The sequence below is a fragment of the Micromonospora sp. RL09-050-HVF-A genome (assembly GCF_019374995.1).
GTDB classification, from domain to species: Bacteria; Actinomycetota; Actinomycetes; order Mycobacteriales; family Micromonosporaceae; genus Micromonospora; species Micromonospora antibiotica.
The window spans coordinates 4,650,381-4,664,531 of the sequence record NZ_JAGKQP010000002.1; the positions used below are offsets into that span (position 1 = coordinate 4,650,381).

The 14,151-nt window shown below is 72.2% G+C and carries 9 protein-coding genes and 1 pseudogene; 2 read left to right on the forward strand and 8 right to left on the reverse strand.

Going from position 1 to position 14,151, the window contains the following annotated elements; translation table 11 throughout:
- Positions 1–194 precede the first annotated feature (194 nt).
- From J7462_RS20495 to J7462_RS20525, 7 genes and pseudogenes are all read right to left on the reverse strand, one after another.
- Positions 195–977, reverse strand: a pseudogene (locus J7462_RS20495) (DedA family protein); the annotation flags it as partial.
- Between the two features lie 182 nt (positions 978–1,159).
- Positions 1,160–2,719, reverse strand: coding sequence for an LPXTG cell wall anchor domain-containing protein (locus J7462_RS20500; RefSeq protein ID WP_219465542.1), 1,560 nt, complete (start codon positions 2,717–2,719; stop codon positions 1,160–1,162).
- A 253-nt stretch (positions 2,720–2,972) separates the two neighbouring features.
- Positions 2,973–5,486 carry a polynucleotide kinase-phosphatase gene (locus J7462_RS20505; protein WP_219465544.1) on the reverse strand — a complete coding sequence of 838 codons (2,514 nt, stop codon included), beginning with the start codon at positions 5,484–5,486 and terminating at the stop codon, positions 2,973–2,975.
- Positions 5,483–6,922, reverse strand: coding sequence for a 3' terminal RNA ribose 2'-O-methyltransferase Hen1 (locus J7462_RS20510; RefSeq protein WP_219465546.1), 1,440 nt, complete (start codon positions 6,920–6,922; stop codon positions 5,483–5,485). The genes J7462_RS20505 and J7462_RS20510 overlap by 4 nt, the downstream gene beginning before the upstream one ends.
- A 265-nt stretch (positions 6,923–7,187) precedes the next feature.
- Positions 7,188–8,786 (reverse strand): LPXTG cell wall anchor domain-containing protein, encoded by a 1,599-nt coding sequence (locus J7462_RS20515; RefSeq protein WP_308290964.1) that lies wholly within the window; start codon positions 8,784–8,786, stop codon positions 7,188–7,190.
- Positions 8,787–8,985: 199 nt separating this feature from the next.
- On the reverse strand, positions 8,986–10,533 hold the full coding sequence (locus J7462_RS20520; RefSeq protein ID WP_219465548.1) for an LPXTG cell wall anchor domain-containing protein: 1,548 nt from the start codon (positions 10,531–10,533) through the stop codon (positions 8,986–8,988).
- A 103-nt stretch (positions 10,534–10,636) separates the two neighbouring features.
- Complete coding sequence (locus J7462_RS20525; RefSeq protein ID WP_219465549.1) at positions 10,637–10,849, reverse strand: hypothetical protein; 213 nt, start codon at positions 10,847–10,849, stop codon at positions 10,637–10,639.
- Between the two features lie 124 nt (positions 10,850–10,973).
- Here J7462_RS20525 and J7462_RS20530 point away from each other — a divergent pair, with 124 nt between their 5' ends.
- Complete coding sequence (locus tag J7462_RS20530; protein WP_208565315.1) at positions 10,974–11,357, forward strand: phage holin family protein; 384 nt, start codon at positions 10,974–10,976, stop codon at positions 11,355–11,357.
- 143 nt (positions 11,358–11,500) lie between these two features.
- On the forward strand, positions 11,501–12,523 hold the full coding sequence (gene fbaA, locus J7462_RS20535; protein WP_208565316.1) for a class II fructose-bisphosphate aldolase: 1,023 nt from the start codon (positions 11,501–11,503) through the stop codon (positions 12,521–12,523).
- Positions 12,524–12,611: 88 nt separating this feature from the next.
- On the opposite strand, the gene J7462_RS20540 is transcribed toward fbaA, so the two are convergent.
- A complete protein-coding gene (locus J7462_RS20540; protein WP_208565317.1) occupies positions 12,612–13,817 on the reverse strand; it encodes an LOG family protein in 1,206 nt (401 codons plus the stop codon).
- Positions 13,818–14,151: the final 334 nt, after the last annotated feature.

Sequence of the window (14,151 nt, forward strand, 5' to 3'; positions counted from 1 at the left end):
GGCGTTCAGCGGCCCTGACCGTGCTCCGGGTACCGTCCACCGTCCTGCGGCGGCTGGGGCTGACCGTAGGTCTGCGGCGGGAACTGCTGGTCGCGGCCGTGCGGCTGGCCGGGCTGCCCACCGCCGTAGGGCTGCTGCTGCGTTTCACCGTGCTGCTGCCCGTGCTGCTGCGTTTCACCGTGCCGCTGCCCGTGGTGCGGGTGGTGGTGCTCGACGGCGTCCCGGACGGCCTCGACCGCCCCCACCGCGCTCGCGGCGGCGACCACCGCGACGGCCTCACCGCGTCGACGGGCCTTACGGTCGCGCAGGAACTCGAAGAAGATCGGCAGCACCGAGATCAGGATGATCAGCGCGACCACCGGCAGGATGTACCGGTCGATCTTGTCGCCGATGGCGTTGTAGATCTGGTCGGCGAGCAGGTAGCCGATCAGCAGGATGCCGTCGACCCAGAGGATCGCCCCGACGACGTTCCACAGGAGGAACTGCTTCGCCGGCATGCCGAGCGCACCCGCCACCGGGTTGAGGAACGTCCGCACGATCGGGATGAACCGGGCCAGCACCACGGCCTTGGCCGGGCCGAACTTCTGGAAGTAGAACTCCGCCTTCTCCACGTACTCCTTCTTGAAGAGTCGGGAGTTGGGGCGCTCGAACATCCGGCGGCCGTAGCGGGCCCCGAGCCAGTGCCCGAGCTGGGCCCCGACGATCGCGCAGATCGGCCCACCGATCAGCAGCCCGACCAGGGAGAGCCGGGTGCCGTCGCCGAACATCGCATCGGCCACCGGCGAGGCGGCGACCCCGGCCAGGAAGAGCAGCGAGTCGCCGGGGAAGAAGAACCCCACCAGCAGACCGGTCTCGGCGAAGAGGATCACCCACACGCCGACCAGTCCGAAGGTCTGGAGCAGATCCTTGGGGTCGAGCGGATTCAGCGCGACCGTCTCGGCGACCACCCGCGTCTTCTCACCTGTGTCCACGGCCACACACCATACCGAGCCCGCGAAGCGTCGGTCGCGGCACGCGCCCCTTCGACCGTGATCTCACCCCGGGCCCGCCCGGACGGGCCGCGACGCGGCCCCACCCAGGCCACGACGCGCCCGGGTCGGGCCACGACGCACACCCGCCCAGACCACCCGCGTCTGCTCAGGCCACGACGTGCGCCCGCTCAGGCCACGAAGTGCGACCGGCGGCGGCGGGCCGCCAGGTAGCTGCCGACCCCGGCCACCAGCAACAGACCACCGACGGTGGCCACCAGGCCGGTCGGGGAGCCGGTGATCGGCAACGAGCCGTCGTCGCCACCCTGACCACCCGAGGCGGGATTCACCAGGATCTTCGCGGTGTCGTTGCTCGGGTCGAGGTCCTTCGCGCCCACCGGGCCGTTGCTCAGCTCGACCTTGCCCGTCAGGGCGCCCGCCCGATCGATGCGGAACGAGAACGGCAGGGCGACCTTCCCACCCTTGCGGATGACGTCGTACTGGTAGCAGAGGTAGGCGCGGGCACCCGGCCGGCCGCCCTCCTCGTCCTGGATGTCGGCGTCGAGGCAGTTCTTGGGTGCCTTGACGGCGGTGACACCCTTCGGCACGGTCATCGTGACGACCGTGTAGAAGTCGCGACCGCCGTTGGACGACGAGGCCGGTCCCCGGTTGGTGTAACCGATCTTGACCGGCACGGTCTCGCCCACCCTGGCGGTGATCCGCACCTCGTCTGCCGCCAGGTCGGCCCGCTGGTTGCCGGTGACGGTCAACTCGACGGCGGTTTCGTTGTCGGTCGGCCTGACGTCGGTCTGTGCTGCCCGGGCCGTGCCGCCGGGCAGGCGGGTACCGGTCGACTCCAGCCGCAGCACACCGCCGGTCCCCTGCTGGTCGAGCGTGTAGCTGGGCTGCGCGTCCGCCCAGTCCTGCGCGGTGAACCAGGTGGCGGTGCCGGGCTGGATGTTCGGCGCCGAGACGTCACGGGGCACGGTGACACCGAAGCCGCCGTCGACCCGGAGTGCCCGGCCCGGCGCGATCTCATCGTCGAAGGTGCAGGCGAACAGGTTCGGCGTGAAATGCACCAACCCACCCTTGCTGCCGTAACGGCAGTTCTGGTAGCGCTTCGACGGGGTGAGCCCGTACGCGGCCGAGACGAGGAGCACCACGCCCCGCGCGGTCTCCTTCCCCCGGTTGCCGACCGACAGGCTCATCGGCACCGTGGCACCGGGACCGCCGGTCAGCGTGACCGCGGGACCAGCCACCAGGTCGACCCCCTCGCCGATGAGAACGGTCGAGGCGGTGGTGCTCGTACCCGTCTGAGGGCTGGTCACGGTGATCCGGATGCGGCCCTCCTGACCCACCTCGGCCCCGGGGCGCGGCAGCACCGGGATCAGCAGCAGGTTCGACCTGTCGTTGTCGATGGCCGAGCAGGTCAGGACGGTGCCCTTGCGGGTGCAGGCACGGCTTGAGGGATTGCGTACGTCGGCGAAGGCCTCGACGGCGCCGAAGTCCACGGTGGCGGTGTACTCAAGCGGGAGCCGGTCGCCCAGCACGTTGAGGGACACGTCCTTGCCCGGACCGCCCGGGGCGAGGGTGATGTTGTTGGCGTAGGTGGTGAACCCGGCCACCGTGACCACATCGGGGGAAGCTCCGGGGCTGGCGGGGGCGGCCGGGGCCGGAGCGGCGGAGGCGACGACGCACACGCCCACCACACCGAGTCCGGCCAGCCAACGACGCGTCGCGTGCTTGCGCATCAGTGGATCCTGTCCTGAGGAAGGGCTGGGGCGGTTGTCGCAGCCTACGGAATCCGTCCCGGTCGGGCCGCCCCGCGACGACGGGTGTCGGCGGAATGGACCGAACGGTCGTCGACTCCACCCAACGACCCGACCCACCCTGCGACCCGCCCTCTGCCCGACCCGACCCCCTGCCCGACCCGCCCTCTGCCCGACCCGACCCCCGGGCTGTCCGCCCTGGGCCGGGTTCGCTCACCCGGCCCGGGGCGGGCGGTCAGAGGCGTGGGTCGACCGGCTCCGACTCGCAGGCGAGGATCGCGAAGACCAGCGCGTGCCGACGCCACAGCGGGACGTCGGCGGCGTACCCGTCCAGGGCGGCCAGGCCGAGCGCGTGCTCGCGCAGCGCCAGCCCCCGCTTACGGCCCAGCGAGCGGCGACGCAACGCGGCGAGCTGGTCGGGAGCGGTGTAACCGGGGCCGTAGATGATCCGCAGGTACTCCCGGCTCCGGCACTTGATCCCCGGCTGGAGCAGCGAACCGCGTGCCGACCGGGCCGCCGGACCGGCGTACGGCTTGACCACCATCCCCTCGCCACCGGCCCCGGTCAGCGCCGACCACCACTCGGTGGCCGTCGCCACCGCCGCCTCGTCGGCCAGCTCCACCACCTGCCGTCGGGTCGGCGTGAAGAACTCCGGGTCGGCCGCGCAGAGCCGGTCGGCCAACGCCAGGTGCCAGCCGTGGTCCCGGTCGGTGAAGGTCACCGTCGCCCCGGCCAGCACCGCGAACGGCGCCAGGGTCACCCCGCGCAGCCCTTCGGTGGGGGCCACGTACGCCCGGTAGGCCGCCGAGTAACCCTCGATCTCCGCCCGGCGGGCCGCCATCCGGTCCCGCAGCGCGTCCACCGGCAACCCGCGGGCGCTCGCGGCCTCCAGCGCGGCCAACGCCGCCGGCACCGCCGCCCGGCCGGCCGCCCCGACCCCGGCATACTGCTCGCGGATCAGCCCGCCCGCCTTCGCCGACCAGGGCAGCAGCTCACAGTCCAGCAGCAGCCGGTCGGTGCCCAACTCGTCCCACAGCCCGGCCGTGCCGACCGCCGCCCGGACCCGGTCCAGCAGCTCCCCGTCCCACGGCGGGCCGAAGAACGGCCGGCCGGTGCGGGTGTGCACCACCCCGCCGCCGAACGGACCCGGTTCCCGTTCGACAAGCACCACCGCCCGGGAACCCATGTGCTTCTCCTCGCACACCACCCGCTGCACGCCGGCCGACCGGTAGTCGTCGAACGCCTGCGCCGGGTGTTCCAGGAACCCTGGCACGGTCGACGTCGAGCAGGGTGCCATCGTCGGCGGCAACCAGACCAACCGGCCCGGGTCCACCGCGAACCGGCTCATCACCTCCAGCGCGGCGGCGGCGTTCTCCGCCGGCACGGTCAGCGTGCCGTAGGCGTGCTCCAGGTGCCGCCGCCCGGTCACGTCGGCCAGGTCGAGCACCGTGTCCGGGCGGGTCGGGGTGCTGACCAGCGGCCGGGCCGGGGCGTACCACTCCCGCTGGGCGTCGACCGAGACCAGCTCCCGTTCCGGGTAGCGCAGCGCGGTGAGCTTCCCGCCGAAGACGCAACCGGTGTCCACGCAGATCGTGTTGTTGACCCATTCCGGCGTCGGGGTCGGGGTGTGCCCGTACACGACCGTGGCCGCACCCCGGTAGTCGCGCGCCCACGGGTAGCGCACCGGCAGGCCGTACTCGTCGACCTCGCCGGTGGTCTCGCCCCAGAGCGCGAACGAACGGACCCGGCCCGACGTGCGGCCGTGGTAGGCCTCCTTCAACCCGGCGTGCGCCACCACCAGCCGGCCGCCGTCCAGCACGAAGTGGCTGACCAGGCCGTCGATGAAGGTCGCCACTCCGGCCACGAACGCCGGGTCCTCGGCGTCGAGCTGCGCCATCGTCTCGGCCAGGCCGTGGGTGAGTTTGACGTCCTGGCCACGCAGCTTGCGCAGCAGCTTGTGCTCGTGGTTGCCCGGCACGCAGATCGCGTGCCCGGCCGCCACCATGCCCATCACCAGGCGCAGCACGCCGGGGGAGTCCGGGCCGCGGTCCACCAGGTCACCCACGAAGACGGCGGTACGACCAGCCGGGGGCACCGCGTCCACCGGGCGACCCGCGTCGTCGCGGTGCAGCAGGTAACCCAGCCGCGTCAACAACGACTCCAGCTCCGCCCGGCACCCGTGCACGTCACCGACGACGTCGAACGGCCCGGTCAGCTCCCGCCGGTCGTTGAACAGCTTCTCCAGCCGGATCCGCGCGGCGTCGATCTCCTCGACCCCGCGCAGCACGTGCACTGTGCGGAACCCCTCCCGGGCCAACTGCCCGGACGACCGGCGCAGGTCACGTTGCATCCGGGCCAGCACCTGCCGGCCGTGCGTGCGGTCGGTGCGGGCCCGGGTCCGTTCCCAGGCCAGCGCCTCCGGCACGTCCAGCACGATCGCCACCGGCAGCACGTCGTGCTCCCGGGCCACCGCCACCAGCCCGGCGCGGGCGTGCGGCTGGAGGTTCGTCGCGTCGACCACGGTGAGCCGGCCCCGCCGCAGCCGCACCCCCGCCACGTGGTGCAGTGCCCCGAACGCGTCGGCGGAGGCGGACTGGTCGTTCTCGTCGTCGGCGACCATCGCCCGGAACGCGTCCGAGGCGAGCACCTGACTGGGCGCGAAGTGCCGGGCGGCGAAGGTGGACTTGCCCGAGCCGGAGACACCGACCAACGCCACCAGGGCCAGCTCGGGAATGTCGAGAGTGGTCATCGGGTCGCCTCCTGGCTGCCCACGGCGGTGAGGACGGCGAGCTGGGTGGGGTGGCCCAGCTCGGGGTCGTGGTCGCCGACCCCGCTGATCGTGGCCGTGTAGCCGTGCGCGGCGGCCACCCGGTCGACCCACGCCGCGAACTCGGCACGGGTCCACTCGAACCGGTGGTCGGGGTGCCGGAACCGACCCGCCGGCAGCCCCTCGTACCGCACGTTGTAGTCCGCGTTGGGGGTGGTCACCACGAGCGTGCCCGGTCGGGCGTGACCCAGGACGGCATCCTCCAACGCGGGCAGCCGGGCCGGGTCCAGGTGCTCGACGACCTCCATCAGCACCGCCGCGTCATAGCCGCGCAACCGGTCGTCCCGGTAGGTCAACGCCGACTGCCACAGCCGGACCCGGTCCTGCTGCCGCTGGGGCAGCCGGTCCAGCCGCAGCCGACGGGCGGCCACGGTCAGCGCCTGGGGAGCGACGTCCACGCCCACCACCTCGGTGTAACGCCGGTCGGCGAGCAACGCGGTGAGCAGCGCACCGCCGCCACACCCCAGGTCCACCACCCGGCTCGCGCCGCTGGCCGCCAGCGCGGCGAGCACCGCCTCGCGCCGCCGCACCGCCAGGGACGCCCGCCCAGGGTCGGCGTCCGCCGGGCCGGTGGCCTCGTCGACACTGTCGTCCGGCGCGGGTACGTCGGCCAGCCGCAACTCGGCCAGCCGGGCCATCGCCTGCCCGGCCAACGCCCGCCGGTGCGCCAGGTAACGCCGGGTGATCAACACCCGGTCCGGGTGGTCGGCCAACCAGCCCGCCCCGGCCCGCAGCAGCTTGTCGATCTCGTCCGGGGCGACCCAGTAGTGCTTGGCGTCGTCCAGCACCGGCAGCAGGACGTACAGGTGGTTGAGGGCGTCGGCGAGGCGGACCGTGCCGGTCAGGCAGAGGTCGACGTACCGGCTGTCACCCCATTCGGGGTGCTGTTCGTCGAGCGGGAGCGGGGCTGCGGTGACCGTCCAGCCGAGCGGGGCGAACAGGCGTACCGCCAGCTCCGCACCGCCCCGGCAACGCAGCACCGGCACCCGGATGCTCAGCGGGATCGCCGTGCCGGCCAGCTCCGGGCGGTCCCGGGACACCCCGCGCAGCGCGGAGCGGAACACCGTGGACAGCGCGGAGGACAGCAGGCTCGACGCGGCGTAGGCACGGTCGTTGACGTACTGCCCGAGGGTGAAACTCTCGGGGGTGGACGCCGCCCGCCGCCGCCCCACCCCGAGGCGCTGCGGATCGACCTCGACCAGCAGGGCGGCCGTGCACCGCTGCTCCGTCGCCTCCGGGTAGAACACGTGCGCGGTGCCCGCCGGCAGGTCGAACTCCTGCACCCGGTCGGGGTGCTTGACCAGTAGGAAACCGAGATCCGTCGCCGGCCGGTGGGTGGTGGTCAGGGTGAGCAGCACGCGCCCATGATCCCAGCGTGGCCGATCCGGCGTCGTCCTCATTTCCCCCGGGGCCGCAGCTCCCCGGGGCCGCAGCTCTCCGGGGCCGCAGCTGTCCGGGGCCGCAGCTCTCCGGGGCCGCAGCTCCCCGGGGCCGCAGCGGTCCGGGTGCGCGGGCGGCGAGGCGCAACGCCCGGCGGTCCGGCCCGGTCGGGTGCGCGGGCGGTGGAACGCGACGCCCCGCCGACCCGGGCGGGTCGACGGGGCGTCGAAGGTGCAGCGGAGATCAGGCCACGAAGCGGGTCCGGCGGCGGCGGGCCACCAGGTAGCCGGCGGCACCGGCGACGAGCAGCAGTGCGCCGACCCCACCGACCAGGGCCGTCGAGCTGCCGGTGATCGGGAGCGGGCCACCGTCACCGGCGCCCGCGCCCCCGTCACCCCCGCCGGGGCCGTCCGTGCCGCCGTCGGGGCCGGTCGCGTTGACGAGCAGCTTCGTGACGTCGTTGGCCGCGTTGGTGTCCTCGGTGAACCCGTCGCACGCGCACTTGGCGTTGATCGTCACGGTGCCTGCGGCGTCCGGGACCACCTTGTCGATCCGCAGGTCGAACGAGAAGGTCTGCTTCTCGTTCACGGCGAGGTAGGTGTCCGGGAGGCAGCGGTACGCCTTGGCGCCGGGCGTGCCGGCCTCCGACCAGTCCGCGTCGCCATCGTCGAAGGGCATGCAGGTGTCGGGCACCTCGACGGCGGTGGTGCCGGTCGGCACGACGACGTCCACCTTCGTGACGGGGGTGCCGCTACGGCTGAAGTCCAGCGACGCCGGTCCGTCGTTACGGACGCCGATGGTGGCATTGACCACCTCACCGGCCTTGCCCTTCACCGAGTTGCCGATCGCGGCCAGGTCCGTCCCGTTCTTACCGGTGGCCTTGACCACCACGCTGGACCAGTTGTTGTAGGGGTCGGTGTCGGACTGGAGACCCCGGCGGTTGCCGCCCTTGCCCAGGCTGAGTTCACCGCCGTCACCGGGCTTGCCGATCGAGATGTCCAGATGCGCCAGGTACGTCGTGAAGTCCTCGAACTCCGCCACCGTCATCCAGTTGTGGTAGCCGTAGCTGCGGCCCGGGGCGTAGGCGTCCTTGCCGAGCAGGTACGGGGCGTCAGCGGTCCAGCTCTCACCGGGAGCCGCGACGAGGTCGGTGAAGCTGCACGTGCGTAGCTGGTCACCCTCGTAGGTGCAGTTGCTGTACTTCTTGCCGGGGCGGATGGCCCGGTCGTGGTCGAAGACCGCCACGGCACCCTTGACGGTGCTCTGCCCGACGTTCTGCACCGTCAGCGGGGCGGTGAAACTCCCACCGGGGGCCGTGGACCGCGTCACCTCGGTGCCGCCGGCGAGGTCGACACCCTCCCCGACCCGGACCTTGGCGGTGTGGCTGGCCGACTTGGCACCGTCCGCGCTGACCGTCACCTTGAGGTCGCCGCTGTCGCCGTCCTGGGCGTCGGCGGTCGGTGCGATGACGACGTTGAAGTAGCCGCCGATGCCCCACTCATCGAGCTCGACCTCGAACGGGTCGGTGCAGACCAGGACGCCCTGCTGCGGCGAGGTGCAGTCACCGCTGCCCACGCTCTCCGGCTTGACCGTCACCTTTGCGCTGAGCCCGGCGAAGTCGTAGCGCACGCTCAGGCCGCGCAGGACGGCCGGCACGGAGCTGTGCAGCGTGGGCGAGTTCGTCTTGCCTTCGGAGCCGAGTGCGACGGTCGTGTCATCGAAGTAGATGCCAAGATTGACCTTTGCGCTCTCGGCCGACGCCGGGGTGGCCGAGGCGGCGACGAATGCTCCGGCCACGCTCAGCCCGGCGAGCCAGCGCCGGGTCGAGTGCTTGAGCATCATGGATTTCCTCCCGTGGGTGAGCAGCGAAGCCTGCGAATCCTATGGATCTCGCGCTTCCCGTGCTGCCCGTGCTGCCGCGCGGGTCCAGAGATGGGCCGAACGGCCGGCTGAACCGACACAACGGCCGGGTCGGGTCCGTGGACGGTTGCGGCGACCCGCCGGACCGGGTCGCCGACGGGACTCGGATGGTGGAGGAGGATCAGGCGACGAAGCGGGTCCTGTGACGGCGGGCCACCAGGTAGCCGCCGAGGCCGGCAATGAGCAGCCCCCCACCCAGCGCGGCGAGAGATGCGGCGGCGCTGCCGGTGATCGGCAGTGAACCGTCCCCGTCCGGTTCCCCACCGGCACTGCCGTCGGCGGCCGGCAGGAACACGATCTCCGCCCGGTCGTTGCGGTGATCGGTGTCACCGTCGAGGGCGGTGGTCACCGCCCCGGCGGTCCGTCGGGTCAGCCGGTCGACGCGCAGCGTCAATGCGTAGGAGAAGGTCTCCCCGGCATCGGCGAAGTCCCCGGGACCACCGCACCCGTAGGACCGGGCACCGGGCTCGCCTATGTCGCCACCGTTCCACTTCCCGTCGGTGACCGGGTAGCAATCCCAGACGATGTCGACCACCGTCAGGCCGTCCGGGATGTCGACCTGCACCAGGGGTTGTTCCCGCCACGTCTCCACGGTCGTCGGCCCCAGGTTGCGGAAGCCGATCGTCATCTTCACCCGGTCACCGACCCGCACCCGGGCCTCGTCGCCCACGGCGGCGGCGTCCGCCGTCCGGTCGCCGGTGATGGTCACCCGGACGTCGGTCCAGCTGTTCCGGACGGCGGGATCGGTCCGTGCCGCGGACGGTTGGGCGACCAGGCGCAGCTCGATGCCGTTGCCGGGAGTGTCGGGCGGTTTCGGGGCGGTCGGATCGTTCTCGACCAGCGCCCAGTCGTCGGTGGTCCACCACTGGAGCCGGTTGGTCAGCACCAGGCCGCTGCGGGCGATCCGGTTCACCCTGAACGGCAGCGGATCCGAGAGGCGGTAGGTGACGCCCGGTTCGAGTTCCGTGTCGAAACGGCAGACGAGCGGGGTGCCCTCCCTCCACCGGCAGTTGCGGAAGTTGTCGCGGTACGTCAACAGCCAGTCCGGATCCATGGTGAGCACGACACCGCGTTGGGGTCCGGGGCCGGCGTTGCGCACGGTGCCGGTGACGTCGAGCAGGTCGCCGGGTTCGACGCTCAGCTCCGCCTTCGGTGCGGTCTGCAGGTCGACCCCCTCGACGACGGTCACCGTGGTGGTCCGGGTGCCGCTGGCCGCGGACGACGTCACGTCGAAGCGAAGCTCGACCCGGGTGTCCAACGGCGCGTCGGACCGGGCGTCGATCTGGAAGAACAGGGTGGGAAACTCGTTCGACATGGCCGCCTTGCCTTTTTTGGCGGTGCAGCGCAGGTGCCTGTCGGGCTGGGCGCAACTCCAGCCGTCGCCCGAGGTGGTGAGGCGGCCGACCTTGTCTAGCTCGGACAGGTCCAGGCCGAGGTGGAAAGGCTCGCCCTCGGCAAGGTAGGTGATGTCGATGCGGACCTGACCCGAGGTGCCGTGCCCGGGGGCGACCAGCAGGTCCCGCGATTCGATCTTCACCGCGCCGGCTGCGGCCGGCGCGGCGGCGGAGACGAACGCGCCAACGGCCAGGGCGGGGGTGGCGGCCGTGCCGACGAACACGCCGACGGCGACGAATGTGGCGAACCAGCGCCGTAGGTGGTGCCGAAGCATGAGGACTACCTCCCGGCGGGTGACGGAAAGTGCTTAGCCTCTCACGCAGGTCACACTCCGCGTTGCCCCGCCACGCCGGGACGACGTCGGTCGGCCCGCACCGTCAGCGGTAGTCGTCCTCGTCGGCGGTGACCACCCGGGCCTGCTCCATCGCGTCCCAGTCGTCGACCTCCAGGCCCCGGTGCGGCTCCGCGTCGGTCTCGTCCGGACCGACCACGGCGGCCTGCTCGACCGCGTCGGCCGGCTCGGCCTCCAGGTCGCGTTCCTGCGGGTCGAGGTGGTCGCTCGGGGTGAAGTCCTCGTGGGGCTGACCCATCGTCCCTCCCTGGTGCCGGCGGCCTGTCCACCCCACCGTACGGGCTGGTGGCGCAGGTCGCCCGGTGGGCGCGGGAACGCGGGAACGTCCCACCGGGGACGTCGGGTGGTGTCAGGATGGGTCGGTGGGCTTCCTGATCCGACTGGTGATCACGGCGATCGCGCTGTGGGTCACCACGCTGATCGTGCCCGGGGTCGACGTCACCGGGCGCAACGGCGCGAACACCGCGCTCACCCTGCTGGTGGTGGCGCTGATCTTCGGCGTCGTCAACGCGGTCCTCAAGCCGGTGATCAAGGTGGTCGGCTGCGTGTTCTACCTGCTCACCCTCGGGTTGTTCGCGCTGGTGGTGAACGCCCTGCTGTTCATGCTGACCGATTGGCTCGCGCGCGCCCTCGACCTGCCGTTCCGGGTGGACGGTTTCTGGGCCGCCTTCTGGGGGGCCATCGTGATGGCCGTGGTGACCTGGTTGATCAGTGTCGCCGTACCGGACCGGTGGGAGCGCCGGTGAGCCGACCGGTGGACGGCCACCGGGGCGGTGGTGCCCGCCGTCGCCTCCTGCGGGATACTGCCGACGGTGGACAGCGCGGTCCGGCGCACCGATGGAAGTCAGCGGCCAGCGCGGCCGAGAGCGGTAAGTAAGGAGCTTTTCACATGCCCATCGCTTCCCCCGAGGCTTACGCGGAGATGCTGGACCGGGCCAAGGCCGGCCGGTACGCGTACCCCGCGATCAACGTGACCTCGTCGCAGACCCTGAACGCGGCGCTGAAGGGCTTCGCCGACGCGGAGAGCGACGGCATCATCCAGGTCTCCACCGGTGGTGCCGAGTACCTGTCCGGCCCGTCCGTCAAGGACATGGTGACCGGCGCCGTGGCGTTCGCCGCGTACGCGCACGAGGTGGCCAAGAAGTACCCGGTCAACATCGCGCTGCACACCGACCACTGCCCGAAGGACAAGCTGGACGGTTTCGTCCGGCCGCTGATGGCCATCTCCCAGGAGCGGGTGAAGGGCGGCCAGGAGCCGCTGTTCCAGTCGCACATGTGGGACGGCTCGGCCGTGCCGGTGGCGGAGAACCTGCAGATCGCCGCCCAGCTCCTCGACGAGGCCGCCAAGGGCAAGATCGTCCTGGAGATCGAGGTCGGCGTCGTCGGTGGCGAGGAGGACGGCGTCGAGAACGCCATCAACGACAAGCTCTACACCACCGTCGAGGACGGCCTGGCCATGGTCGAGGCGCTCGGCCTGGGTGAGAAGGGCCGCTACATGGCGGCGCTGACCTTCGGCAACGTGCACGGCGTCTACAAGCCGGGCAACGTCAAGCTCCGGCCGGAGATCCTCAACCAGATCCAGGAGGCGGTCGGCGCCAAGTACGGCAAGGACAAGCCGCTCAGCCTGGTCTTCCACGGCGGCTCCGGCTCGCTGCTGGAGGAGATCCGGGAGGCGCTCGACTACGGCGTGGTGAAGATGAACATCGACACCGACACCCAGTACGCGTTCACCCGGCCGGTCGCGGACCACATGCTCCGCAACTACGACGGCGTCCTCAAGATCGACGGCGAGGTCGGCAACAAGAAGCAGTACGACCCGCGTACCTGGGGCAAGCTGGCCGAGGCCGGTCTCGCCGCCCGGGTCATCGAGGCGTGCGAGCACCTGCGTTCCACCGGCACCCGGATGAAGTGACCCTGACGTACCCCGTCGACGGCCGGCTCCCCCACGGGAGCCGGCCGTCGCCGTCGGAGCCCGGCCACGACGGTGGCCGGGACGGCCGTCAGCCGGTCGCGGTGAGCACCCGGACGGCCTCGTGGACGTCGTCGGTGAGGTGGATGCTGGCGGACAGGTCACCGGCCGGCGACCCGGCGAACAGCGGGCGCAGCAGCGACTCGATCGGCAACTCCCGGGTCCAGTACGCCTGGTCGAGGAAGACGTACGCCCCGCTCGCGCCGTCCGTGCCGTAGTACGTCTTCGTCGCCGCCTGGAACACCTCCTGCACGGTGCCGGCCCGGCCGGGCGCGAAGACGATCCCGCCCCGGGCCAGCCGCAGGATGGTGTCCTCCCGGATGGCGTTGGAGAAGTACTTGGCGATCCGCCCGGCGAACAGGTTCGCCGGCTCGTGGCCGTACAACCAGGTGGGGATGGCCAGCCCGCCGGAGCGGGCCCAGTCCAGGCCGGGGCCGCGCTGCTGCGGCACGGTGGCGACGTAACGGTCCCGCACCGCCAGCGCGGCGGCCGTGTACCGGTCGTGATCGGTGAAGTCGGGGGCCACCGCCAGCAGGTCGATCGCGGTGTCCAACTCCCGCGCCGGCCAGGCCGCCAAGAACGCGCCCAGGTTGGCCGCCTCCATCACCCCGGGGCCGCCGCCGGTCACCACCAGCCGGTCGGCCCGCGCCAGCTCCCAGCCCAGCACCGCCGCCATCCGGTACGGCACACTGCCGCGCGGCACCGCGTGCCCACCCATCACCCCCACCACCGACTGCGGCCCGTGGGTGGCGAGCCAGGTCCGGGTCGCGTCGGCCAGGGCGTTGTCCACCCCGTGGTCGTGCAACCGCTGCCCGAGCGCCTCCTTCACGTCGGGCAGGGCGCCACCGTGGGCGCGGAAGTGCTCGTAGACCCGGGTGTCGTACATCCCGGCGAACCCGCCGTCGGCGAACCCCTCGGCCAGGTCGGTCGGGGTGTACAGGTGGGCCGGCTGGGTCGGGTAGGGCAGGCCGGAGAAGGGCGGCACCACGTTCGCCCCGCGCCGGACCAGGTCGGCCCCGACCTCCCGGCCGGCGAACCGGCAACCCACGAAGAGGGTCCCGGTCACCTCCGTGGCGGTCAGGTCGGGAACCGGATCGAGGTCGAGGCGCAGCCCCTGCACGGTCAACCCGGCGAGGCTGCCGGCGACCAGGTGCCTGTCGAACTCGGCCCGGGTCTCGATCTCGTCATGACTGGTGTCGTGCGGCGCGATGACGTCCGCAGGAGGTGGGGTCGGCACCCCGCCATCCTGCCCCCACCCCGCCACCCCCGCGCGGCGGCCGGGCCGGCATCCGGCGGGCCGGGGCACCCGCCGCGCGGCGGCCGGGGCACCGACGACAGGAGCCCGGCGACCGAGGTCGCCGGGCTCCTGCGTAACCGGGTCCTGGGGAGGCTCCGGACCAATAGTTGTAGTGGAAAATATCTTCGTGCGGCATGGGCCGCAGGGCCGACCGGCGGGACCGCTGGGGTGGATCGTCCGAGCCGCGCGGGTCGCCGGTACGACCGCAGGGCCGGTACGGTTGGCCGAGGGTTCACCCGACAGGGTCCCGGGCGTGACGTAGACCTCCACCGTT